This is a genomic window from Paenibacillus sp. WG02 (assembly GCF_055396115.1).
The window spans coordinates 6,805,843-6,829,373 of the sequence record NZ_AP036016.1; the positions used below are offsets into that span (position 1 = coordinate 6,805,843).

Below are 23,531 nucleotides of genomic sequence, written 5' to 3' on the forward strand. Positions count from 1 at the left end.
ATACTAGTAATCAGAGGTGATTTTCATGAACATGCCCATCGAGACTACGACTGCGAATTCTTTCCCTCTCGCTGCTTCGAAGGCTACCAAGGTAAGAAAGAAAACGTACGTATACTTGTTTGTGGGTTGGGTCATGCTGATCGCAATCGGAGTGGCCGCAGCTATGATGTATACAGAGCATTTGAGGCAAAAAATTTCAGCCGATATCGCACAGCAAACCCAGCAACAATTGCAAGTGGTTCAACAAGACTATCAGAAGCAAGTTGCCCAATTGAAAGATAGCGTTACGACCGATATGAAAGCTTTACAGACAAAGGTAGACTCACTGAATGAATTACTGGCTTTCACGAAGGACAGCGCTAACAGCAAAACCGATAACAGCAACCAACTCTATACGCAGCTTGCCGACGTTAAGAAGAAGCTGGAAGAACTGCAAAAAAATCTGGATGTGTTAAAGTAATGAACGTAATTAGCATTCAACAGATTAACCGCGTCCTTCTACTTGCAAGCGCCCCGTTCCTGGGGATGCTAATTTGGCTGCTTTTTGTTTCGGCGAACGTCCCTATCAACCCATTGGTACATAACGCGTCTAGGCCGATCTCTTTTCAACAAGAAACACTTACGCTTGATAATTTGCTGACCAAAGCGAATATGGATGCTGTGCAAACCAAGTCCATCATTCAGCAATATTTCCAACTTTATGAGAAAAGCTCCGCGGAAGTAGCAGCCATGCTCCAGAATGCTGCAGCACAAGCTGCCAAACCCGGCATTATCTATGATACGCGGATAACGGCCAAGCTCGGCAGCCCAATTAGACAAGCTTCTTCCGGGAATATCGACTTGAAACTTTTCGCTTTAAATGAAAGCAATTATAAAGGTTATGCACTTAAAGTAAACCTCAAGAGTGATAAAGCCATTAAACTTGTGCTTGGCAAGGATAATATTGGCTCCAGTGAAACAACATTAGATGCAGTTACACGTTATGGGGCTATCGCTGGTGTGAATGCAGGCGGCTTCGCAGATGATAGTAAAGGCAAACGCTATCCGCTCGACACAACCATGATGAATGGGAAGTATGTGAATGGCTTTTTTCCTACCAACAACGATACGACCTTCATTGGCTTGAATAAAGACCGCAAACTCATTGGCGGTAAGTTCAGTTCTCAGTCTGAGCTCGACAAGTTGAACCCGCTTATGGGATCTACCTTCGTTCCGGTTCTCCTGAAGAATGGCAACAAGATGTCGATTCCCTATCAGTGGCAAAGCTCACCGGCAAGAGCAGCGCGGACCGTCATGGCCAACTACAAGCACGACCAGCTGTTGTTTATTGTGACCGACGGCTATGACGAGAGTGGTAATTCTGGAGCAACACTTGCAGAGCTGCAGGACAAAATGCAGCAATTAGGCATAGTAGATGCGTATAATCTGGATGGGGGCGGCTCTACCACTTTAGTTTGGGGGGGCAGCGTCCTCAATCGCCCGTCCGATGGGAAGCTTAGGCCGCTAGCCACCAACTTTCTATTTTTTAAATAACCGAAATTATTCACACTTTATTCGTTTCTTTTTTTAGATTGGTTGGGTATAATAAGCCTTAATAAAGATCCCAAAGCGGAGAGACTTTGAGCAAGCTCAAAGATCCCTATATATGGAGGTGCAGCAATGTTTGGTTTATCAACAACATTTTGGCTCGTTAACACCGTTTTTCTATTATTCATCGTCGCTATGATGACGGCTTCCTATAACGAGGACAAAACAAAAGGTCTGTAGACAATTGAAATTCAAGTAAAAAAGCATCTTTCTCCATTAAGAGAAAAGATGCTTTTTCTTTTATTCCTATTACGCTCTAACCTTTAACAAGTTCATTTCAGTTACACATACGCCGCAAATATAGCGATCTTTGAATTCATTGACACTTTCCATACTTCCGCAGAACACACATTTTGGACGATATCTCTCCAGAATGATATGGTCACCCTGCACCAAAATTTCGACAGGATCTCCTTCATTCATTTGATATCGTTTTCTTAATGATTTAGGCAGTACAATGCGTCCCAATTGATCGACTTTACGAACGACTCCGGCTGGCTTCATCATAGGACTTCACCTCTCTTCCGCTCACGTTTTCCATGCTCTCTACTTCATCTAGCATATCTATACGGACTGATACCGATAACTATTCGCCGTTATTTAAGAAACTCCTGCTAATAACATGCTGAAACTTTCTTTTCCTGTCAAATATGTCGGCACAGCCCTAGTATGGATAGGGCTTATGGTTTAATCAAGACCTACAAAACCGGTCTGACGCAAGCCTTCATACAGCATGATCGCTGCCGAATTTGATAAATTAAGCGATCTGACCGCATCGGACATCGGCAATCGCAGCAAGGTTTCGGGATGCTGAGCTAACAGTTCCTCAGGAAGTCCTTTGGTTTCTTTGCCAAATACAAAAAAATCTCCGTCCTGAAATGTAAATTCTGTGTAACGCTTGGTTGCCTTCGTTGTTGCAAAGAAAAAACGATGCTCTTTGTAAGCCTCCAGCACCTCATCAAAGGAGTCATGATACTCGAGCTTAACCGAGTGCCAATAGTCCAGCCCAGCGCGCTTTAACGTCTTATCATCCGTCTGAAAGCCTAGCGGTCTAACCAAGTGGAGATACGTGCCTGTCGCTGCACAGGTTCTGGAAATGTTACCTGTGTTTGCAGGAATCTCAGGTTCTACTAATACAATATGGAAAGCCATCTCTGTCAAATTCACCTCATTCTCTATCCTATTATAAGCGAATGCGGATTGCAATTTTACACAGGGTTAACTTTATCTTAATATCTCGATGATAGAGCGCTGTCATAATAGAGTTATCCTCGATAAAAGGAGTCCACCCATCGATGAAAAAGAAAATTCTAGTTGTTGACGACGAACCTTCCATTTCCATGCTTATAGAATTCAACTTGAAACTTGTAGGTTTTGAAGTCCATTGCGTATTCGACGGCGAAGCTGTCTTCGATGCTATCCAAACGTTTCGCCCGGATCTCATCGTTCTCGACTTAATGCTGCCGAAGATGGACGGGTTTCAAGTGTGCCGCAAGCTTAGAAACCAGAATAACCTCGTTCCCATTATTATGCTTACAGCCATGCAGGATCTCACGGATAAAATTGCCGGCTTGGATAACGGCGCTGACGATTATATGACCAAACCCTTTTCACCGCAGGAGCTCATTTCTCGTATTCAGGCCATACATCGGCGAATCCAAACCTTACCGTCCACGACAGAAAATGCGCCTATCACAATTGGCCAAATCGCAATAAAAGCCGATCAACGCGAAGTCATGGTGAATGGCTCCCCGATTGAACTTACACCTAAGGAATTCGAGCTGCTGCTCTTCCTGTGTAAGCATCGCGGCAAAGTTCTTAGCAGACAGCAGCTTCTCCATGGGGTGTGGGATTATCACTTCCTCGGAGATACCCGAATCGTCGATGTGCATATCTCTCATTTAAGAGATAAAATTGAGAACAATGCACGCAATCCGGAATATATTATGACCATCAGGAACGTTGGCTATAAGCTAACTGAGCCTGTTGTGAAGGAATCGCTGGCGTAATTGCCTCTTCGCCTTTCCCCTTCCGCATTCGGCGGAGCACCAATACGAAAGCCCCTGAGAACTCAGGGGCTTTTCTTTATTTCGTTTTGCATTCACTTATTGTGCAGCCCCGACCGCCTTAAGCCAAGCTTTGGCTATTAGCGCATGCCCTGCCGGCGACGGGTGTACGCCGTCTGGCGCCCAGTAGCTGGAAGGTGCGAGCATCGAAGCTTGTGCGAATATGCCGTCAAGCGGAACCAAAAGGGCACCAAATTCCCGCGCCAACTCCCGGACGACATTGATTTTGGGATCGAGATCCTCACGCCACAGCTTGCGGTCTTCCGGCACTGGCAGCACAAATGGCTCGATCATGATGAGGTTGGCTCCAAGCTCCTCTTTCGTGCGATTAAGCAATTCCCGGTAGCCTTCTTCGAATTGTTCCACAGATGTAGGATCATTCCGATCATATCGTCTCCAGCAGTCGTTAATACCGATATAGATTGATACCCAGCTCGGCCTCAGTGCGATACAATCCTCTTCCCAACGAGACTGGAGGTCTTTCACTCGATTCCCGCTAATCCCCCGATTCAGGAATGTGACTTGTTTTTCCGGATAAGAAGAACCGAGCAGGGCTGCCGTCATCAAAGCATACCCTTTGCCCAAATCGGTTGGATTATCTCTAACCCTACCGGCGTCTGTAATACTGTCCCCTTGAAATAATACGATGTCGCCTTGCTTGAATGGCACTCCCATTTGCACATCCTCCTAATCTGAATTTAACCTGTTAAAATCCGTAAAGACGCCAAGGCTTATGTCCGCCGAAAAAACGGACAACCTTCCGGGGTGATTCCACGGAAAAGATTCGCCAATCAGGCATCTCGGCACCTCGGGAGAGAAGCGCTTCATCCCCCTCGTTCAAATCCAAAACGATTTCATCTTCACCTGCTTTTACATAGACGGTATGCTCGGCAGCTCTAGTTCCTGATATCTTCCAGTGAAATACACCGGTCATGCCTGTCTTAATGATACACGGCTCCCCAGCCAAGCTTTTCACTCGAATCATTTGGGTTTCACCATTACGACGCACCGCGCTGATTAAGAATGCTCCTTCAGTCCGCAAATTTTCGAAAGATGCCTCCTGCCACTCGCCCGGCACAGCTGGGAATACACGTATCTTGCCGCCCCAGCTTTGAAGCAGCATGTCGTGTATCGCTTCTGCACCAGCGAGGGGCGTCTCAATGACGGGCCCTGCTTCTTTATACATTGTATTGGGTTTCAAGATCAACATCAACGATTGCAAATAACGCAGCGCCTCATCTCCTGAGCCAAGAATAGCAGCTATGGAAGCCGCCCCAGTAAGGCTGAAGCCGCGTAAGTCGCCTTCCTTTCCGATCCAATGACGCAGCGAGGTTGCGATCAGCTTCCGATCCTCTTCATTGTCGGCTCCAATCAGGTGGAGTGGAAAAATCGCAAGCAGATGACTGAAATGTCGATGACCGTATGCAAGAGGTGTGTCTTGTCCTATCATAAATCCAGTCTCATCTACTGGTAACGGTGCCAGCCTTTCCAGTACTTCCTCCCATTTCCCGATAAGCGGATCTTCCACCGCCAACCTTTGGCATATCTCCAAAAGCGTCTGGCAGCCCCAGCGCAGCAAAGCAAGGTCATAATGACAGTCATGTACCTTAGTTTTCATAAAGGAGCCATATTCAGGTGAAATGGTAGGCGGAAGATGCAGACAGCCATCATCGCCTTCTTCAAGAATGTGAAGATAATAATTCACACTTCTGCGTAAAAGCGGAAATAAGATGGTTTTGAGCATCTCATCATCCATGCTGTACCGATACTGCCGCCACACATTATGGCAAATCCAGTTCAAATTCCCTACTTCATCATCTACTTTGGCCCGCAAATCATAGCTGCAGCTGCGACCAAGTCCTGCAGAATCATGCCTGCAGGACTCCGGAACATTCGTTATTAGATTTTCCCTGTTTTCGTCTAATGCGCGAACCAGCGACATCCCTATGTCCAATCGATTGGCGGTATACACCGGAGAATAGCTCATTTGTACATTCATATTGAACCAAACGCCAGGCCATGGCGTTGAAGTTAGCCACGGGCCTTGATTATCAATCAATGGCTGATCCGCTCGCGTGGCTGAGGCCAATTTATAAATTTGTATCCAATAGAAGCTTTGGAGCCGCCCATCCGGAATCGAGACAAAGCTTTGCTGATAATAGTTGTACCACCACCGACGGTGAACGTCCACCCATGCATCGAAATCAACTTTGGAGGCTTGCACAACCGCATTTACCGCTTTATCAACTGCGGCTTCGTTATGCCCATTAATAACGGACATGTAGCAAACCCGGCGATTTGGCGACACATGGACTTCCTTCCAGGCTGTCACACACCCATCCTCGCCTGAATATCGCTGAATGCAAAGATTTACGCCATCTTTAACCATTTTTTCCATATCCGTTGCAGGTATATATTGATTTAAATTAAAGCCATCCGCATTTTTCAGCACGTGATCCACTTCCGGGTAGGCATACCACGCGAACTGCGTGCCGCACTCCCCTTCTGATGTCTCCATCTCGATAGCCATAACCGGTTCCTCGCTATGGACAATAGAGCGAAGCTTTACCTCACCCCGAGTCGTCGTCAAATGAGCACGCAGCTCCGCGTTCCATAAGTCCACTCGCATGCTCGTCGGATGATAGATCATGCCTTCCATCTCTAGGTCAAGTTCGCCAATCGGCACACGTGGAGGGAATCCGGGTTTATCCGTCCGGTTTGCTGTTACATCTGTGCGTCCCGTGACAAAACGGAGCACATGCCGTTTCTTCGCATTTTCCTCCCCATATACCATCGCGCCGATCGAACCATTGCCAATGAAGGCCCCTTCCTCCCAACTGACTGGCTTCACAACCCATTCCATATCGTTGTCGGCCATAAAATGTTCCCATTCTATGTCATTCATTGCAAGCAGCTCCTTATCCCTTAATCGCTCCGATTAGAGCGCCTTTGACGAAATATTTTTGGAGAAACGGATAAACAAGCAGAATCGGTACGGTTGCCACAATAATAGTCGCGTACTTTAATGTCACCGAGAGCATGGCCGAGGCGCCGTCCGAGGCCCCTAAGTTTGAGCTTGCTTCCCCTTGGAGCAAAACTTCGCGCAGCACAAGCTGCAGTGGATAGAGCGACCGGTCCTGCAAGAAAATCATCGCATTGAACCAAGAATTCCAATGACTAACGCCATAATACAATAGCATAACGGCAATAACCGGCATGGAAAGCGGCAAAATGATCTTGAATAAAATGACAAAGTCATTCGCGCCATCTATTTTGGCCGACTCCTCCAAGGCATCAGGAATCGCTTCGAACGCAGTTTTCATCAGAATCAGATTAAAGGTATTAATTGCTTGAGGAATAATGAGCGCCCATAGCGAATCGACGAGTCCAACTCCTTTAATCGTCAAATAGAGAGGAATCAGTCCACCGCTGAAAAACATCGTAAACACGATAAACAGCAGCAGAGGTTTACGGTAGGCCAAGCTTTTCCTCGATAAGGCATAGGCCCCGAAAGCTGTAAGCACGATATTGATAAACAGTCCCACCAACACAACAAAAAACGTATTCCCGTATCCTTTCAGGATCATGGGGTTGCGAAACACATTCGTGTAAGCATCCAGTGAAAATCCGAGCGGCCGCCATAAAATGCCTTTGTGCCCCATCAGAGCTCCAGCGTCACTAATCGAGGCAAATGCCACATAAACGATGGGATATATCGTAATAATCATCAAGAATGTCAAGAAAATCACATTGATAGAATCAAAGCTTTTTTCTGAAAATGTTGCCCGATTCAGCATGACTATGCCTCCTTTCTACCATAAGCTAGTATCATTAAATTTACGGCTTAACCAGTTGGAACAAATGAGCAGAATAAAATTGATCACCGAATTAAACAAGCCAACCGCCGAGCTGAAGCTATAATTGAAATCCTGTAAACCGACCCGATACACGTAAGAAGATATCACATCTGCCGTTTCATAAGTGCCTGGATTATAAAGCAAAATGATCTTTTCGAACCCGACGTTCATCATTCTTCCGATCTCCAAAATGAGCAAAATGATAATCGTCGGCATTAAGCCAGGAAGCGTCACATTCGTCATCTGCTTCCACCTGCCTGCGCCGTCTATTTTAGCCGCTTCGTATTGTTCCTGATCAATGCCAGTCAAAGCCGCCAAAAAGATGATCGTTCCCCACCCGATATGCTGCCACACACCCGACGATACATAGACGGAACGGAAAAAGCTCGGTTCAAGTAAAAATGTCGTTCGTTCCCCGCCGAAAAAGACAATGATGTCATTCATTACGCCATCGCTAACGGTGAAATCTTTGATGATGCCGCAGATGACAACTAGTGAAATGAAATGAGGCATATACGTAACGGTCTGCACCGTGCGTTTAAATAAGGCATGTCTCACTTCATTGAGAAGAAGCGCTAGCACGATCGGTGCCGGGAATCCGAACAATAGCTGATAGAAGCTGATAAGCATTGTGTTTTTTATTGTCCTCCAGAAATAAGGCCCGGTAAAGAATGCTTGAAAATGCTCAAAGCCTACCCATTCGCTCCCCCAAATGCCCAGGCGTGGAGAGAAATCCTTAAAGGCGATAATAGCCCCATACATCGGTCCATAATGGAAGATTACATAATAAAGCAGCACGGGAAGGAGCATCACATAAAGCAATTTATTTTTACGGATATCGATCAATATCCCTAGTCGGGATCTCTTTTTCGCTGTGAAGGGAATGACCGTTTCAGGACTGATTGTGTTCATTTCTCTGCTCCCTCTCTCTCCTTAGGCAAATTCCTTGCAGGTTGAATACAAGCCGCTTACTATAGAGGCGTAATATTCCGTATTCACCTGCAAGATGCCCAAAAGGTGTTATCTTTTGTTATAGCGGTCAAGCGCATCCTGATAAATTTTCGTCACCTTATCGATACCCATTTCGTTAATGCGTTTTACATACTCATCGAACTTCTCGATGGGTTCCTTGCCCATGATGAATTTCACGAACATTTCTTCTTTATAGCTCGAAATCGCTGTATTCAATTTGGCAACTTCCTTGCTTTCGTCTATTGTTGGTGTAATGAAAAGCGGCATAACATGCTTGGCTGCATCCGTTTCACCCCAAATTTTAATCGCTTCGTCCTGCTCCTTGAACGTATTGAAGCTTTTTCGTGCGTCACCTAGGAAAGGACCATTCGGTTTCGTATATTGAGATACCATTTGTTGAAGGTTAAACTTCTCATTTTTAGTTATTTTCTCGCTAAATTTAGGGACATTGTTTTCCATCTTGTAGCTGTCGCCTTCAATACCGAAGTTGAACAGCAGGCTGCCTTTTTCACCATAAGCATAATCCAACCATTTAACCGCAAGCTCAGCATTCTTCGAATCACCCGTTACAGCTTTACTCGCAACTGGGTTGTATTTGAAATCGCGCTGACCGATAAAAGCGCGTTCCCCTTGTTTCAAAGTCGGATATGGAGCTGCAACCAGCTGGAATTTCGGGTTTTTCTTCTTCCCGGTATCCATCCATCTGCCCATCCCGCCGCTTAAAAGACCTACCGTTGCTCCCGCACTGTCACTCATTAATTTGTTGTCCAGCGCTTTGGAATCCGTGTTAAGTGCAAAGTCTTTATCAAGCAGTCCTTCCGCATACCATTTACGCAGCAGAGTCAAAGCATCTTTAAACTGCGGATCGATTGGACCGTATTTCACCTTTCCTTGATCATCGATATAGAATCGATTGGCCGTTTTGAAGGCGCCAATAAATGCGTCCTGAATGTTCAGCTCATTACTATACTGAGCCGTAAATGGTGCGGATGCACCTTTCTTTTCTTTAAATGCTTTTAATACCGTATACCATTCGTCGATCGTCGTCGGAACCTGCAGGTTCAATTCGTCCAACCAGTCCTTGCGAATCATCGGTCCTCGGAACACTAACCCATTGTCGGGACGAATCATCGGGAAGGCGTAATATTTGCCGCTGTCCGTTTTGATCATTTTGTCTAATTCCTTGTCTTGCTGAAGCAATTTCTTTAAGTTCGGCGCATTCTTGTCGATCAAATCATTAAGTGGAAGAATGACCTTATCTGCAATAGCTTTCTCAGGTCCGCCCGGATAAGCGGCGTTCCCGTTCCCACCACCGCCACCGCTCCAGTTATATTCAATCACATCCGGCAATTTATTAGATGCAATAAGCAGATTGAATTGCTCCTTCGATTGCCCGTCTGCCGGATGTGTGTACTTCACTTTCACACCGGTTTCTTTCTCAAGCTGCATGCCAAAAGGTGATTCGGCCAGATTAGGAACGAAAGATGCCAAGTTGGTGTCGATCTGTTCCCAAGACGTTAACGTTTCTTGCGTACTAATTGGATACTTAGCTCCAGCCGCTGTTGGAGCAGCAGATGCTTTAGGCGAAGATGTGCTCACACCCGCCTCTTGTTTGGAACAACCCACGAACATACTAGATGCGACAACAACGCTTAATGCCATACTTAAAGACTTCTTGTTCACATATTTCCCCATGTAAATCCCCCTCAGATGAATTGGTTCTAGGCACTTCGGTGCGCCGTGGTTTCATTATGTAACGAAAACGATGGATCGGATATCGTTAAAACCGAAACTGCATCATTAAAATCGCTAATAATCAACCTTCAATTTACGCAATCGCTATGTAAAAACGGAAAAGCCGCGCAAGCATGCTTGTACGGCTCCTTTTATGTCATTGAATATCTTTATATTTGCCAGGTGTAATGCCCTCAAATTTCTTGAAAATCCGATTGAACGTATTCATGTCGGAGTATCCGACTTTTTTCGCAATGTCCGTGACAGATAAGACTTGAAGAGAAAGCAGCCGCTTTGCTTCTTCTAATCGGGTTCTGCTGATAAAATCAAGCAGCGCTTCACCCGTCTGTGCTTTGAACTGTTTGGATAAATAAGAAGGCGTTAATCCGAACTTATCGCCCACCATCGAGATGTTCAGATTTTCCTCGGCGTAATTGCTTTTGACATAATCGATGACCTGCTGACTAAGTTGGTTGTGCTCCTGTTGACGATCCTCTTGAATGAATTGGCATACCTGACTCAGCACTTCTCGAATCTGTACCTTCATCTCTTTAATGGTTGAACTGCTCATCAAACGATCGATTTGATCCGTTTTCACAATAAACGTCCGATTATTGCTGCTCGTACCGATTTCATCCATCGTTTTCAGCAAGGTACTGGTCAAATCGAACATGAGACATTTGGCGAGCGGTACGGACAGGGACGCATCCGATACATTAATCTCGATGATTTCGTCTATAATTGCGCTCGATTTCTCAAAATCGCCCGATTTCACAAAATTGATCAGCTGATGCTCTACAGACAATGGATAGTAATAACTTCTGGATTGTCTAACCGTTTCAGAGCTCGGTAAATCATCGTACCCAATAATTTCCCCGCTTCCCATAACGAGCCTGTATTCCAAAGCCGCTAAGGTTTGCTGGTAAGCCGGAGGGATCCCATACAGCTCCTGATGGATGCTGCTAATTGCCACGGTCAAATGGACATGGAAATGGTCCAGCAGGAATGATTTCACCTGCTCGGCAATCCGCTTCAACTCTTGCGAATCCGGATCTGTCCCGAAATTGACGATGCACGCTTGCATATTATCTACTTCCGTAATGAAAGCTCGATTGTGATGACCAATCACTTCTTCAGCGACGTTCATAATAATGAAATGCAGCATCCTCACCTTCTCGGGCGCGGCATATTCGTCGATCTCAAACTTGCCGTAATGCTCGATATGGAATAACAGAACAGCAAAATAAGGCGATGCCAGCTGAATATCGTGGGCTGCAAGCGATTCGTGTATCGGGACATTTTGTTCCAAACGACCTTTCAGCAGCCCCTGAAGAAAATGCGAACGGATAGCATCACGATGCTGATGCAGCCGGCGGTCAATCTGTTCTTTTTCTGCGAACGTATTGTTCAATGCATCCTGCAAAAATCCGTACTCGTTCGAACCTTCATGAAAGGATATCCCTGATTTCAGAGAAAAGCTCCGAATAAGCAGGTTGATGGGGTTGTAATTTTTTCTCAAAAAGAGATAAGTAACAAGACCGCCCATGATAAGGCTCAAGATCACACTGGCGTAAATCAACTTCTTCATGTATTTCATCTTATCGTCAAATAATTCGGCAGGAATCGTCGATATGTACTTCCACCCCGTGCTGCCAGAAGTGATATAAGAAACGGCCGCCCGTTTGCCGGAATCCGCGCTAATAAACATTCCATTTTTACCAGAAAGCTTGCCGTAATCGAGAAAGTCCGTTCTAAATTCAAAGCCTGTTGAAGCAACTAGACGATTTTCCTTATCTAAGACCGCTATCGAGGTTTTATCCGACGTGGATGGGATATTATCCAGCAGTTTGGAATCCTTAATGACAAATAAAATGACTGCGCCTGGATGATCCGGGTTAGCGAGTATGACGGATTTGGCGTACATCACAGCTTTGACTGCATGACCGTCTTCCCTAAATGTAATTGGGGCATACTCCTGGATATAAGGCTTCTCAAAAAACTTCGACCACTCCTCGTAGCTCATTCCGTCTTTTTCACGTATCTTTTCGTATAGTACATGGCTGTCCGTGTGATCACGAGTGGATATCACCGTGTCGCTATTCCGGTAGTAGATGTAAATTTGCTCAATAAAATCATTCGCTGTCTGATACACCCTTAAATCATTGGAAATGCTAACCAAATCGTAATAATCGCTATCCGTCAATGGCTTCACCGTATTCATGAAACCGGTTACTTGTTTACTCAAAGCAATCTCCAAGCTTAACCGTTCAATACCGCGAAGGCTGTTATCGATCGCTTGCTCCATCTGCTCCAAGGCTGAATTGTTCGCACGGTTGACTTCCGATTCCACGACATGCCAGGCCGCTGCGTATAGAATCCCACTTATAATAATCGGGATAAGAAGTACAGAGATATAAGATATAAGCCATGTGACGATTACACTTCGTTTGTTGAACCGGATTCGAGCAAGACTCATTAGATTACCCCTCATCGCCATGTTGTAACTGCTTTCACCACCATTATACAGAAAATATGGAAGGTTTGAAGGTAAAATTCGAAACGTTGTCTACTGTATAAAAATGGAATGTTAAGCTCAACCTACTGTTGAACTTCAATCCATGCAATTAATTCCAAATGAGGGAGAACTCTTGAATAAGTACTTTTTTAAATTACTGAAAAGCAAACACACTCAGCAGCTTGTTCAGCAGCATCCTGCCGATAATGAGCACCAGCAGTTTCTTTATCCTAATTTGCAGCAAAATGAACAAATTCTTCGCTCCATCTATGCCAATTGTTCGGATGTCATCTACCGTTCTTTTTTGATTAGCGGAAAAACGAAAGCCCTCTTAATGTACATCGAAGGTTTAACTAATTCTACAGGGCTCGAAGAATATGTCATTGCCCCTCTTATGAAAGAGGACACAGAAGAAACAATCGAAATACGACAATTAATCGAGCGAAAAATATCTGTTTCTCATGCGAATGAATGTCCTACATTTTCAAAATGCATTGAATATTTATCGAACGGCAATCCGATCCTGCTGCGTGATCATGAAGCATGCGGCCTTGCTTTAGGATTAACTCAATGGGAGAAGCGAGCCATCGAAGAGCCAGCGGCTGAAGCAGGAATTCGCGGCCCGCGCGAAGGCTTTACGGAAACCTTGCGAATCAGCACTTCCCAAATACGCCGTATTATCAAAAGTCCCAGCCTCAAAATGGAATCCATGAAAATCGGCGATTATACCCAAACGAATGTCGTCATCTCCTATATCGAAGGGCTTGTCGATGAGACGCTGGTAGAAGAAGTCAAGAATCGGCTGAATCGCATTCGCATTGACGGAATTCTGGAAAGCGGAAATATCGAAGAATTGATTGAGGACAGTCCCTACTCTCCTTTTCCGCAGTTGCTAAGTACGGAACGCCCCGATGTAACTTGCAGCAGTCTTTTGGAAGGGCGTGTAGCCATTCTTGTGGAGGGAACCCCATTCGTTTTAATAGCTCCCACCACCTTTTTTTCCTTATTGCAGGCAGCGGAAGATTATTATCAACGTTTTTGGGTAAGTACCGTCATACGGTGGCTGCGTTATATCTTTACTTTGATCTCTCTGTTACTTCCTTCACTTTATGTGGCGATTATTAGTTTCCATCAAGAGATGGTGCCAGGTTCATTGTTAATCAGTATGGCATCTTCTCGGGAATCAGTCCCCTTCCCGGCATTGATCGAAGCGCTAATCATGGAAGTTACCTTTGAAGCGCTTCGTGAAGCAGGAGTTCGATTGCCCAAACAGGTAGGCGCTGCCGTTAGCATTGTCGGGGCGCTCGTCATCGGACAAGCAGCGGTTCAGGCTGGACTTGTCTCTGCGCCGATGGTCATCATCGTTGCCATCACCGGCATCTCTTCCTTTATGATTCCACGCTACGTTGCCGGAATTGCTATTCGGTTGCTGCGCTTTCCGTTGATCTTTCTCGCAGGGACGTTGGGCCTGCTTGGCGTTATGATGGGGATCATAGCCATTGTTCTTCATTTGTGCAGCTTGCGCTCGTTCGGTGTTCCTTACTTGGCCTCTATCGGAGCTCCGAAAATAGACGAACTGAAAGACGTTTTGATCAGAGCTCCATGGTGGATGATGGATAAACGTCCGCACTTTACGGGAGATTACAACGAGTACCGCCAGTCGCCTGGTCAAAAACCGGGACCTGAGCGAAGTGATGAGGCATAATCCAGAGTGGGGGTGAACGTTGTTGTTGGATAAAGGGAAAATTTCAGCCTTTCAATTGGGACTTATGATGTATCCGACTGTACTGGCCACAGGCTTTCTTGCGTTGCCGACCATCACAGCCCAATATGCCAAAAATGATCTTTGGCTAACGAGTATTTTCGCCTCTATTTTGGGCTTTATTTCGGTTTATATCGCGACCCGGTTGCACGAGCTCTATCCGAAGATGACCGTTATCCAATACAGTGAACGCATACTCGGAAAAATCCCTGGAAAACTCGTTGGTTTTGTTTTCTTCGTTTTTACTCTACATTCAACCGGAATTATTTCTCGTCAGTATGCCGAATTTGTTAAGGACAACTTTCTTTTCAAATCCCCAATCTTGTTGGTCATTTCCTTCATAATCCTACTTACTGCATTTGCCGTACGCGGCGGGGTGGAAATATTGGCAAGAAGCGCAGTTATTTTTACACCTATCTTCATACTTCCTATTTTCATTCTTTTGGTTCTAATCCCCGATATGGACGTTAAAAACATCTTCCCCATCCTGAGTCATGGGATAATCCCCGTGATCAAGGGATCCGCCGCGCCGCAGGGCTGGATAAGTGAATTATTTATCATGACCTTTTTCCTGCCCTACTTGGCAGATCCAGAAAAAGGAAGGAAATGGGGTTTCATTTCACTCAGCGCCATTACATTGAGTATGATTTATGTCAACCTGCTTATCTTATTTTTGCTGGGACCGGACGCAGGCAACAAAACCTATCCCGTCTTTGCCGCTTTCCGTTATATCAGCGTCGGCAATATTTTTGAAAATATGGAGGCTTTACTCTTGACCATGTGGGTCGTCGGAAACTTCATTAAAATCGGGGTATTTTACTATGCGGCCGTACTCTCATTCGGGCAATGGCTGAATCTGTCGGAATATCGTCCTTTTGTCTTTCCTCTTGGAATTTTCATTGTAGCGTTAAGCATGTGGGATTTACCGAGCTTCACTAGGTTGGCATTTTTTATAACGTACTTTGATACATTCTATTTACTGTCGGTTCTGCTGCTTATCCCCCTGCTTTTACTGATTGTGGCCTTATTACGTAAAGGAAAATCGATTGGAGAAGGATAATCAGCCATTCTGATATCGATCATTAGAAGAACAATTAGCACATAGATTGAAAACTAACCAAAGTGTGGTGAACGATGATGTTGGAGAAAGGAAAAATTTCTGCCTTTCAATTGGGGATCATGATGTATCCGAATGTGTCAGCTACTGCCTTTCTTTCCCTGCCAACCATTACGGCCCAATATACCAAAAACGATCTTTGGATGTCGTACATTTTGGCAGCTTTGATGGGCTTGATTCCCATTTATTTGGCTACCAGGTTGCACGAGCTATTTCCGAAGATGACCTTTATCCAATACATCGAACATATTATTGGAAAAATACCCGGGAAAATCTTGGGAATGGTTTACGTTCTGTATTTTGTGCATGTCGGTGGAGTGGCTAGTCGACAGTATGCCGAATTCGTTACGGGCAGTTTTCTGTTTAAAACGCCAATTTTGATAATTATTTCCTCCATTATCCTGCTTTCCGCTTTTGCCGTACGCGGCGGAGTGGAGCTGTTGGCAAGGTGTGCTGTCATTCTCACTCCTCTCTTTATTTTGCCTTTATTTTTTCTTTTGCTTCTAATCCCCGAACTGGATGTTAAGAACATGTTCCCCATCTTTAGCCATGGAATTACGCCTATTGTCAAAGGAACATTCCAAGTGTATGCCGCGGTAAGCGATATGTTTATGATGGCATTCTTCCTGCCCTACTTGGCGGATTCGGAAAAAGGGAGGAAGTGGGGACTAATTTCGCTCTGTACTATCATGTTGAGTATAACTTATATTGGGCTAATCACCTTATTTTTGCTTGGGCCAGACACCAGCAACAAAATTAATCCCGTCTTGACGCTCTTCCGCTATATTAGCGCCGGCTATTTCTTTGAAAATTTGGAGGCCTTACTCTTGGCGATGTGGGTACTTGGGAACTTTGTTAGAATTAGCATACTTTACTATGCGGCTGTCCTTTCATTTGGACAATGCTTTCAATTATCGGATTATCGTCCTGCTGTCTTTCCTCTCGGAATTCTTATTGTTGTTTTCAGTATATGGGCCGTACCTAATTATTCGATATTAGGATTTATGGCAAAGACTTTACCTCCTTTCTATAAACCGTTACTCATGACGCTCATCCCTTTGTGTTTGTTCATTGCTGCCGTTTTACGTAAAAGAAAAATGATTGGTGGAGGAGAGCCGTCTCCATGAAAGTATGCATAAAGTCATTAATCCTGATCCTTCTTATTAGCTTACTTGGTGGTTGCTGGGATCGTACAGAACTCAATGATTTGGCGCTTATAACCGCGTTAGCCTTCGACAAATCGGAGAATAACCAGATTAAAGTGACCGTACAAATCGTCATCCCTCAGAGCCAGGGCGGCGTGGGGATGATGGGTGGTGGTGGTAGCGGTACGGCAAAAAAGACAACCGTTCGAACAGAGGAACACGGATTCGATACGGCTGACGCGCTGTCCAAGCTTCAACGGAAAATTCCACGGAAACTGTTTTGGGGACAATGCAAAATATTTATATTCAGCGAATCGCTTGCAAAGACAGGTATTCGGGAACAATTTGATTTTTTGGTTCGTCATCCCCAACCGAGAGAAAGAGCTTTTATGTTTATCAGTAAAGGCAAAGCGGCGGATGCACTCGAATTATTTCCTCCAATCGAACGTTCTTCAGCGGAAGTACTACGGAAGTTAAGCGAATTGCAGATTGGAATCCGTGTCACCATTGAACAAATGAGCATCATGTTAAAAGGAGATTCTCAGACGGCCGCTCTCCCGCTTCTCTATATTCTCCCGAAAAATAAATCGGCAGAACCATTCCAAACCATTCCTTACATCTTCGGGACCGCTGTATTCAAAAAAGACAAGATGGTTGGGGAAATTTCAGAAAAAGTAACGCGGGGGGTGATGTGGATTAAAAATGAAATTAAAGAGTACACAGTTACCTATGAGGCTAATGAGGCGGAAGGGCTCGTTTCCTTAAAACCAGTTAAAGCAAACGTAAAGCTGATTCCGAAAATCGAAGGGGAAAAATGGAAGATGACCCTAAAAGTGCAGACAGAAGGAGATATCGTTCAAAATAGTACCCTATTGAATCCTATGAATCCAGACTTGTTAAGCAATATGAATAAGGCATTCGCGAATGACGTCAGAGGACGCATCCAGCTAGCGCTTCAAGAGATTCAGGAGCGGTTAAAGGTAGACATATTGGGGTTCGCTACCGAATTTCACAGGAAGTACCCTAAACAATGGGAGAAAAATAAAGACAATTGGGAGGAGTTGTTTCCCAAGGTTGAAGTGAATCTTGACATTAAAACACAGATCCTCAGACCCGGACTTATTAACTCGCCAGGGGGGATGCCTAAAGAAGAGGTAATTGAAAAATGAGATGGAGTTTTTTCTGTGGCGTCACGATCGCCGTACTACTGATCTGTTGGTTTGAATGGCCTAAACTTAAACAAAAGCCGAAACGGGATAAGGCCGTCTTTGTGTCGCTGATTCTTCTCGTTTGGTTTTTGTCCATGTTGGATCTGCCCCAAACGCCGGGTCCAACCACGCTCCTTCAGTTCATCTTTAAACCGTTCAAGGGACTTCTTGAACAATGAGTGCCTCTTGCAGTCCAATAACTATGCCAACGAAATCATTTCTCAAGAGTATGCCGAGTTCGCTAAGGTCAACTTTCTGTTCAAAACCCCCTATCCTGCTGATTATCGCTTAGCATCAAGGGAAAGTGGCGGGATCTAGATGGATGAATGAACCGAAGGTGAGGGCAGCCTTACTTACCCCAAAACCATCCCCGCTGAACAACAAACAAAGGACCTGACGAAAACCGTCAGGTCCTTCTTTATGTTCAATCCCCAAAAAGGAAATCATCATCCGTCAGCGCTTCAACGTGAATCGTGCGGACATATCCGTTCCCCTTTTTCGAGAAAAAGTCATGCTGCTTCGTCTTCGTGCTTAGACCGTTAAGAACAATCGGATTAATCTCCTCTTCTTCGAAAAGGGGGTCTACACCAAGATTCATGAACGCTTTATTCGCGTTGTAGCGTAAGAAAGCTTTCACTTCTTCTGCCAAGCCCAAAGTTCCATAGAGGCTCTCTGTATAGCTTTCTTCATTGGCATGAAGCTCCTTCAGTAGGGCACACAATGTCGCATACGCCTCATCTTGCTCAGCAGGGCTTAACTCCGCATAAACCTCTTGTGCCAATACACCGATATACAAACCATGAATACTCTCATCGCGTAAAATCAAATCGATGATTTCGCCACTGCTCGTCATTTTACCTTGCCCAGCCAAGTACAGCGGATAATAGAAGCCGCTATAGAACAAGTAGCTTTCCAGCAAGACAGATGCTGCCATAGCTAGATACAGCTCTTTCGTCGTTCCAATGTTCTCATAGAAGTGAGAAATCTTGTTCGCTTTGAACTGTAGATAAGGGTTACGTTCCACCCAAAGGAACAGCTCATTAATTTCTTCCGTTGTTGACAATGTGGTGAAAATACTGCTGTAGGACTTCGCATGTATTTGTTCCATCATCCCCATGAAGCTGAGCACAGCTTTGCGCTGGAGCCCATCGACATGCTCAAGAATCTTCGGCATGCCAACGCCGCCTTGCATCGTATCGAGCAGCGTAAGGCCGCCGAGTACTTTCATGTAAAGCTCACGCTCAGCACCGCTTAACGTGATCCATGACATTTTGTCATCAGATAATGGGATTTCCTCATCTGTCCAGAACTGCATAATATTTTGATTCCAGAAAGTGATCGTAAAATCATCATCGGGACGATTCCAGTTCACAGCTTTCTTGGCATTATTTAGGGTAGTAGCCGTACTCATTTATAATCAATCCCCTTCCAAATTACACCGAGCAGCTGACGCATTCCTCAACGGATAGCTGATTTGTTCGCGTGTAGTAGAGCGATTTAAGTCCTTTGTGTGCAGCATAGAGGTATAGTTTAGCAAGTTGTCTCGTTGAAACATCACTATTTACGTGTAAAATGGTCGAAATCCCTTGATCCACATGCGTTTGAATTTCAGCAATAAGATCAAGAATCTTGAACTGATCCATTTGATAAGCAGATTTATAGTAAAAGAAATTATCGCGTGCCATGAAAGGCATCGGATAGTACGTTGTTGAGTTCGCGTAAGTTCGAGTCTCGATGGGCTCAACGATCGGCATAACACTCGAAGTAGCATTTTGAATATAAGAAATACTTTGGGTTGGAGCAACCGCCAATCGGTAAGCATGATAGAGACCATTTGTTCTTACATCTTCTTTTAACTTGGCCCAATCGCTTGGTGATGGAATGGGCATTCCGTCAAACAAGGCTTTTACCTTGTCAGTCAGCGGACGATAATCTGTCTCTGTATAACGGTTGAAGTAGGCGCCATTCGCATATTCGGATAACTCAAAGCCTTCAAAGGTTTGCCCCGACGCTTTGGCTATTTCCATACTTTTCTCAATCGAATAATAGTTCATAGCCATGAAGAACGTTCGGACGAAATCTTTGGCTTCATCACTCTCATAGCTAATTTTGTTCTTAGACAAGTAGCCATGAAGATTCATAACACCGAGACCAACGGAGTGCAGCTCACGGTTCGCTTTGGCAACCCCCGGCGCATTGCTGATCGTCGTCATATCACTAACAGAAGTCAAGGCAATCATGCCCTCGTGAACGGTTTCGCGCAGCTTCTTACGATCCATTACGTTCGCAATATTCATGGAAGCGAGGTTACAGCTGATATCTCTAAGAATAAGGTCATCTTGACCGTAATCGTTGATTTCTGAAGTTTCTTGCAGTTGGAAAATCTCTGTACAGAGATTAGACATTTTAATCGTACCGATACCTTTCAAGGCATGATCCTTGTTCGCATTCGTACGGTTCATCATATATGGGTAACCGGATTCCAGTTGAGTTGTCGCAATTTTGACGAGCATGTCACGCGCACTCATGACAACCTTCTTCTTCACTTTCGGATTGGCCAAGAGTTCATCGTACATCTCATCGAGATCAATATCGTCCAAATGCTTGTCATAAGCTTGCAGGACCGTGTAAGGAGCAAAAACATGCAACGGCTTGTTCTCTTCAGCCAACTTGTAGAACTTGTTTGGTACAATAAGGCCGATAGATAATGTTTTCAGACGAGATTTCTCATCCGCATTAATCTTCTTACTATCTAGGAACTCCATTACGTCCCAGCCGAAAATGTTGTAGTAAGCAGCTCCTGAACCCTTGCGCTGACCCATTTGATCTGCGTAGGAGAAAGCATCCTCCATGAGCTTAAGAACCGGCATAATTCCTTTTGCGGCGTTTTCCACACCTTTAATCGTTTCACCGCGTCCACGAAGCTTGGACAAGTTAACGGCTACGCCGCCGCCAATTTTAGAAAGCTGCATGCAGGTAGCAAGCACGTAGTTAATTGAATTAAGCGAGTCGTCCATCTCAAGCAGGAAGCAGGATACCATTTCGCCTCGACGGCTCTTGCCTGCGTTAAGGAACGTCGGTGTCGCCGGTTGCAGACGTTGTTCCATCATCGATACAGCAAGAACACGCGCCGTTTCTACGTTTCCACGTCCCAAGTACAAAGCAACGATAGCAACGCGATCTGGGAAATGTTCCAGGTATAAGGATTTGTCATCACTGCGTAAAGCGTAGTCTGTATAGAATTTCGAAGCTGCCATGTAGGAGGCGAACTCGAATTGATTATCGTGGGCCACTTGATAAACACTGTTAACTTCGTCTTGCGTATAGCGCTCATATACGTTCTCGTAATAGTTATGATCGATCATATAACGAACTTTAGAAGAAGTATCGGGGAAAGTGAGGCTTTTACTGTGGACTTCCTTCATAAAAACTTCAACGGCTTCTTTATCCTTCTCTAGTTGAAAAAAGCCATCCGCTCCGCGTTGCATCAATAAATTATTCAGCTCAATGTGCCGCAATTGCTTGTACCCCCTGAACAAATCGTTCTACGTCATTTTTGGTGCCGGATAACTCAAACTTCGTTAACACGGGCACATCGTACTGCTGTGAGATCGTATCTGCGCTTTTGGCAAATCCGTCTCCCCAGTTGCGGTTACCACTTGCTGCTACTCCGAGAAGACGAGAGGCATTGCTTTCTAAGAAAGAAGCTACCTTCGGTGGAACTTGACCAAAACCGGTTGTATAAGTAACGAGCACGAAAGGCTCATCCATCTTCATCGCTTCCTCAATTTGAATCGCTGGCATTTTGAGCTTAGCAATAAATCGGCGAACATTTCCCGTCTTCGAATCGTAAGCAATCAGCATAGGTTTCCGTCTCCTAACACTCTCTTATTCTCTATCTAGTACCGCGTATGTAAGTAACCCTATATGTAGTAAACAAATGAATCATTCCGTGCAATTCGAGATCGAATACGCCGTTGTCCTTTCGACAAAATATGCGAATTTTAGGAGTAGGCATCCTAGGAAAAAGGCTTCAATCATGCGGTTTATCACGGGTTTTGACTCTATTTTTTCACAAATTCTAGCAGTTGTGTGTATCGCTTTTTTTACGATATCTAGTTGATAGATTCAAATTTATATCAATATATTGTGTTTGTCAACGAGTAAAAAGGCTTATTTTGACTAGTAAAATACGTAAACCTATACAGGACGTGGCTCGGAAGGCTTTGAAAATATTTTTTCAATTTTGACTTGAAATTTTCAAATTTGTCGAAAGCTAGTATAGGGCTTTGAGCTCACTAGATATAGATCCAACACATCCCAATTACAGGCTCATTAAGCCCTCTCAGAGTCCGTCTAAGGTCGTTAATAGCGAAGATTCTACATATCTATCCAGAAATAAAAAAAGCTATTCACACGCACACGAGGGTGCCGTGAATAGCTTAATCTTATTTCTTAACCGTTGCGTTTTTGGAAATCACTCATGAACTCAGCGAGCGCTTTGCATGAGGCATAGGGAACAGCATTATACGTAGATGCTCTCAAACCGCCTACACTGCGATGACCCTTCAACCCAACAAATCCGTTCTGCTCGGTTTCCTTGATGAACTTCTTCTCCAACTCTTCATCCTGCAAACGGAACGTGATGTTCATGGCTGAACGACTGCCTGCATCAACAGGTCCACGATAGAAACCACCGCTTTGGTCAATTGCGCTATAAATTAGGCCTGATTTCTCAAGGTTATTTTTTTCAATAACCGCTAGTCCGCCTTGTTCCTGAATCCATTTTAATACTAGATTCATCATGTAGATGGAATAAACGGGTGGTGTATTGTAAAGGGAATTGTTTTTGCTATGGATTTCGTAGCGAAGCATGGTTGGAATCGTTTTAGGCAAATCTTGTAATAAATCTTCCTTAACGATAACCACAGTTACTCCAGAAGGACCTAGATTCTTTTGTGCTCCTGCATAGATCATGCCGAATTTCGAAACATCAACAGGACGGCTCAAGATATCGCTGGACATGTCCCCAATTAAAGGTACAGCCCCTGTATCCGGGAAGCTCTGGAACTGAGCGCCTTCAATCGTTTCGTTCGAAGTCAGATGCAGATAAGCGGAATCCGGATGAATGTTGATTTCACTTAAGTCCGGAATTTTCATAAATTTCTGTTCTTTCGAGCTTGCTGCGATGGCAATTTCTCCGAACAAGCTTGCTTCCTGAATAGCTTTCTCCGCCCATGCACCTGTTAGCACATAGCTACCTACTTTACCTGGCTTTAGAAAATTAAGCGGAATCATGGCGAATTGTGTACTCGCACCACCTTGCAGAAACTGCACTTGGTACCCGTCAGGGATGCTGAAAATTTGTTTCAATAATTGCTGTGTTTCATTATGTACTTGTTCGAACTCCGCGCTGCGGTGCGAAATTTCCATGATGGACATGCCGATGCCTTTAAATTCGACAAGCTCCTCTTGTGCTTTCTGCAGTACTTCGAGCGGTAATGCCGCAGGCCCTGCGTTAAAGTTATAAGCCCTATTTCCCATGATGACCACACCTTTGCTTTTTTG

20 protein-coding genes are annotated in these 23,531 nt (G+C 44.7%); 8 read left to right on the forward strand and 12 right to left on the reverse strand.

Annotated features, from left to right (window positions below):
- Nucleotides 1–25 precede the first annotated feature (25 nt).
- Together ACBP55_RS30750 and ACBP55_RS30755 are read left to right on the forward strand one after the other, a co-directional pair.
- Entirely contained in the window at nt 26–460 is a 435-nt protein-coding gene (locus ACBP55_RS30750; protein ID WP_464647096.1) for a hypothetical protein, read from the forward strand.
- A complete protein-coding gene (locus tag ACBP55_RS30755) occupies nt 460–1,533 on the forward strand; it encodes a phosphodiester glycosidase family protein (protein WP_464647098.1) in 1,074 nt (357 codons plus the stop codon). The genes ACBP55_RS30750 and ACBP55_RS30755 overlap by 1 nt, the downstream gene beginning before the upstream one ends.
- Before the next feature lie 303 nt (nt 1,534–1,836).
- Here ACBP55_RS30755 and ACBP55_RS30760 read toward each other — a convergent pair whose 3' ends face one another.
- Both ACBP55_RS30760 and trmL read right to left on the reverse strand, forming a co-directional pair.
- A complete protein-coding gene (locus tag ACBP55_RS30760; protein WP_029196822.1) occupies nt 1,837–2,091 on the reverse strand; it encodes an AbrB/MazE/SpoVT family DNA-binding domain-containing protein in 255 nt (84 codons plus the stop codon).
- Nucleotides 2,092–2,274: 183 nt separating this feature from the next.
- Complete coding sequence (trmL, locus tag ACBP55_RS30765; protein ID WP_029196821.1) at nt 2,275–2,739, reverse strand: tRNA (uridine(34)/cytosine(34)/5-carboxymethylaminomethyluridine(34)-2'-O)-methyltransferase TrmL; 465 nt, start codon at nt 2,737–2,739, stop codon at nt 2,275–2,277.
- A gap of 143 nt (nt 2,740–2,882) precedes the next feature.
- On the opposite strand from trmL, the gene ACBP55_RS30770 reads away from it, so the two are divergent.
- On the forward strand, nt 2,883–3,596 hold the full coding sequence (locus ACBP55_RS30770; RefSeq protein ID WP_029196820.1) for a response regulator transcription factor: 714 nt from the start codon (nt 2,883–2,885) through the stop codon (nt 3,594–3,596).
- A gap of 96 nt (nt 3,597–3,692) precedes the next feature.
- Here the strand turns inward: ACBP55_RS30770 and ACBP55_RS30775 are convergent, their stop codons facing one another.
- The 6 genes from ACBP55_RS30775 to ACBP55_RS30800 all read right to left on the reverse strand — a co-directional run bounded on the left by ACBP55_RS30775 (nt 3,693) and on the right by ACBP55_RS30800 (nt 12,692).
- Nucleotides 3,693–4,328 (reverse strand): SGNH/GDSL hydrolase family protein, encoded by a 636-nt coding sequence (locus tag ACBP55_RS30775; RefSeq protein ID WP_464647101.1) that lies wholly within the window; start codon nt 4,326–4,328, stop codon nt 3,693–3,695.
- Between the two features lie 31 nt (nt 4,329–4,359).
- Nucleotides 4,360–6,558 carry a glycosyl hydrolase family 95 catalytic domain-containing protein gene (locus tag ACBP55_RS30780; protein WP_464647103.1) on the reverse strand — a complete coding sequence of 733 codons (2,199 nt, stop codon included), beginning with the start codon at nt 6,556–6,558 and terminating at the stop codon, nt 4,360–4,362.
- A gap of 13 nt (nt 6,559–6,571) precedes the next feature.
- On the reverse strand, nt 6,572–7,450 hold the full coding sequence (locus tag ACBP55_RS30785) for a carbohydrate ABC transporter permease (RefSeq protein WP_464647105.1): 879 nt from the start codon (nt 7,448–7,450) through the stop codon (nt 6,572–6,574).
- Nucleotides 7,451–7,465: 15 nt separating this feature from the next.
- Complete coding sequence (locus ACBP55_RS30790) at nt 7,466–8,422, reverse strand: ABC transporter permease (protein ID WP_464647107.1); 957 nt, start codon at nt 8,420–8,422, stop codon at nt 7,466–7,468.
- A gap of 108 nt (nt 8,423–8,530) precedes the next feature.
- Complete coding sequence (locus tag ACBP55_RS30795) at nt 8,531–10,177, reverse strand: type 2 periplasmic-binding domain-containing protein (RefSeq protein WP_464647109.1); 1,647 nt, start codon at nt 10,175–10,177, stop codon at nt 8,531–8,533.
- 196 nt (nt 10,178–10,373) lie between these two features.
- Nucleotides 10,374–12,692, reverse strand: coding sequence for a helix-turn-helix domain-containing protein (locus tag ACBP55_RS30800; RefSeq protein ID WP_464647111.1), 2,319 nt, complete (start codon nt 12,690–12,692; stop codon nt 10,374–10,376).
- Nucleotides 12,693–12,834: 142 nt separating this feature from the next.
- Here ACBP55_RS30800 and ACBP55_RS30805 point away from each other — a divergent pair, with 142 nt between their 5' ends.
- The 5 genes from ACBP55_RS30805 to ACBP55_RS30825 all read left to right on the forward strand — a co-directional run bounded on the left by ACBP55_RS30805 (nt 12,835) and on the right by ACBP55_RS30825 (nt 18,142).
- The gene (locus ACBP55_RS30805) at nt 12,835–14,436 is read left to right on the forward strand and encodes a spore germination protein (RefSeq protein ID WP_464647113.1); all 1,602 of its coding nucleotides are present in this window, start codon (nt 12,835–12,837) and stop codon (nt 14,434–14,436) included.
- A 19-nt stretch (nt 14,437–14,455) separates the two neighbouring features.
- Entirely contained in the window at nt 14,456–15,553 is a 1,098-nt protein-coding gene (locus tag ACBP55_RS30810) for a GerAB/ArcD/ProY family transporter (RefSeq protein ID WP_464647115.1), read from the forward strand.
- A 74-nt stretch (nt 15,554–15,627) separates the two neighbouring features.
- The gene (locus ACBP55_RS30815; protein ID WP_464647117.1) at nt 15,628–16,737 is read left to right on the forward strand and encodes a GerAB/ArcD/ProY family transporter; all 1,110 of its coding nucleotides are present in this window, start codon (nt 15,628–15,630) and stop codon (nt 16,735–16,737) included.
- A complete protein-coding gene (locus tag ACBP55_RS30820; protein WP_464647119.1) occupies nt 16,734–17,924 on the forward strand; it encodes a Ger(x)C family spore germination protein in 1,191 nt (396 codons plus the stop codon). The genes ACBP55_RS30815 and ACBP55_RS30820 overlap by 4 nt, the downstream gene beginning before the upstream one ends.
- On the forward strand, nt 17,921–18,142 hold the full coding sequence (locus ACBP55_RS30825) for a hypothetical protein (protein WP_464647121.1): 222 nt from the start codon (nt 17,921–17,923) through the stop codon (nt 18,140–18,142). The genes ACBP55_RS30820 and ACBP55_RS30825 overlap by 4 nt, the downstream gene beginning before the upstream one ends.
- Nucleotides 18,143–18,387: 245 nt before the next feature.
- Here the strand turns inward: ACBP55_RS30825 and nrdF are convergent, their stop codons facing one another.
- The 4 genes from nrdF to serC form a co-directional block, all read right to left on the reverse strand.
- Complete coding sequence (nrdF, locus tag ACBP55_RS30830; RefSeq protein WP_464647123.1) at nt 18,388–19,374, reverse strand: class 1b ribonucleoside-diphosphate reductase subunit beta; 987 nt, start codon at nt 19,372–19,374, stop codon at nt 18,388–18,390.
- A 22-nt stretch (nt 19,375–19,396) separates the two neighbouring features.
- On the reverse strand, nt 19,397–21,481 hold the full coding sequence (nrdE, locus tag ACBP55_RS30835) for a class 1b ribonucleoside-diphosphate reductase subunit alpha (RefSeq protein ID WP_464647125.1): 2,085 nt from the start codon (nt 21,479–21,481) through the stop codon (nt 19,397–19,399).
- Entirely contained in the window at nt 21,468–21,827 is a 360-nt protein-coding gene (gene nrdI / locus ACBP55_RS30840; RefSeq protein ID WP_464647127.1) for a class Ib ribonucleoside-diphosphate reductase assembly flavoprotein NrdI, read from the reverse strand. The genes nrdE and nrdI overlap by 14 nt, the downstream gene beginning before the upstream one ends.
- A gap of 591 nt (nt 21,828–22,418) precedes the next feature.
- Nucleotides 22,419–23,507 carry a 3-phosphoserine/phosphohydroxythreonine transaminase gene (gene serC / locus ACBP55_RS30845; protein WP_464647129.1) on the reverse strand — a complete coding sequence of 363 codons (1,089 nt, stop codon included), beginning with the start codon at nt 23,505–23,507 and terminating at the stop codon, nt 22,419–22,421.
- Nucleotides 23,508–23,531 lie beyond the last annotated feature (24 nt).

What these genes read in the sequence shown, in the direction of transcription:
- ACBP55_RS30820 (WP_464647119.1), top strand. Translation starts at nt 16,734, where the DNA reads ATGAAAGTATGCATAAAGTCATTAATCCTGATCCTTCTTATTAGCTTA.
- ACBP55_RS30785 (WP_464647105.1), bottom strand. Translation starts at nt 7,450, where the DNA reads ATGCTGAATCGGGCAACATTTTCAGAAAAAAGCTTTGATTCTATCAAT.
- ACBP55_RS30775 (WP_464647101.1), bottom strand. Translation starts at nt 4,328, where the DNA reads ATGGGAGTGCCATTCAAGCAAGGCGACATCGTATTATTTCAAGGGGAC.
- ACBP55_RS30780 (WP_464647103.1), bottom strand. Translation starts at nt 6,558, where the DNA reads ATGAATGACATAGAATGGGAACATTTTATGGCCGACAACGATATGGAA.
- ACBP55_RS30755 (WP_464647098.1), top strand. Translation starts at nt 460, where the DNA reads ATGAACGTAATTAGCATTCAACAGATTAACCGCGTCCTTCTACTTGCA.
- serC (WP_464647129.1), bottom strand. Translation starts at nt 23,507, where the DNA reads ATGGGAAATAGGGCTTATAACTTTAACGCAGGGCCTGCGGCATTACCG.
- ACBP55_RS30790 (WP_464647107.1), bottom strand. Translation starts at nt 8,422, where the DNA reads ATGAACACAATCAGTCCTGAAACGGTCATTCCCTTCACAGCGAAAAAG.
- nrdF (WP_464647123.1), bottom strand. Translation starts at nt 19,374, where the DNA reads ATGAGTACGGCTACTACCCTAAATAATGCCAAGAAAGCTGTGAACTGG.
- trmL (WP_029196821.1), bottom strand. Translation starts at nt 2,739, where the DNA reads ATGGCTTTCCATATTGTATTAGTAGAACCTGAGATTCCTGCAAACACA.
- ACBP55_RS30825 (WP_464647121.1), top strand. Translation starts at nt 17,921, where the DNA reads ATGAGATGGAGTTTTTTCTGTGGCGTCACGATCGCCGTACTACTGATC.
- ACBP55_RS30760 (WP_029196822.1), bottom strand. Translation starts at nt 2,091, where the DNA reads ATGAAGCCAGCCGGAGTCGTTCGTAAAGTCGATCAATTGGGACGCATT.
- ACBP55_RS30800 (WP_464647111.1), bottom strand. Translation starts at nt 12,692, where the DNA reads ATGAGTCTTGCTCGAATCCGGTTCAACAAACGAAGTGTAATCGTCACA.
- ACBP55_RS30750 (WP_464647096.1), top strand. Translation starts at nt 26, where the DNA reads ATGAACATGCCCATCGAGACTACGACTGCGAATTCTTTCCCTCTCGCT.
- nrdI (WP_464647127.1), bottom strand. Translation starts at nt 21,827, where the DNA reads ATGCTGATTGCTTACGATTCGAAGACGGGAAATGTTCGCCGATTTATT.
- ACBP55_RS30815 (WP_464647117.1), top strand. Translation starts at nt 15,628, where the DNA reads ATGATGTTGGAGAAAGGAAAAATTTCTGCCTTTCAATTGGGGATCATG.
- ACBP55_RS30770 (WP_029196820.1), top strand. Translation starts at nt 2,883, where the DNA reads ATGAAAAAGAAAATTCTAGTTGTTGACGACGAACCTTCCATTTCCATG.
- ACBP55_RS30795 (WP_464647109.1), bottom strand. Translation starts at nt 10,177, where the DNA reads ATGGGGAAATATGTGAACAAGAAGTCTTTAAGTATGGCATTAAGCGTT.
- ACBP55_RS30805 (WP_464647113.1), top strand. Translation starts at nt 12,835, where the DNA reads ATGCAATTAATTCCAAATGAGGGAGAACTCTTGAATAAGTACTTTTTT.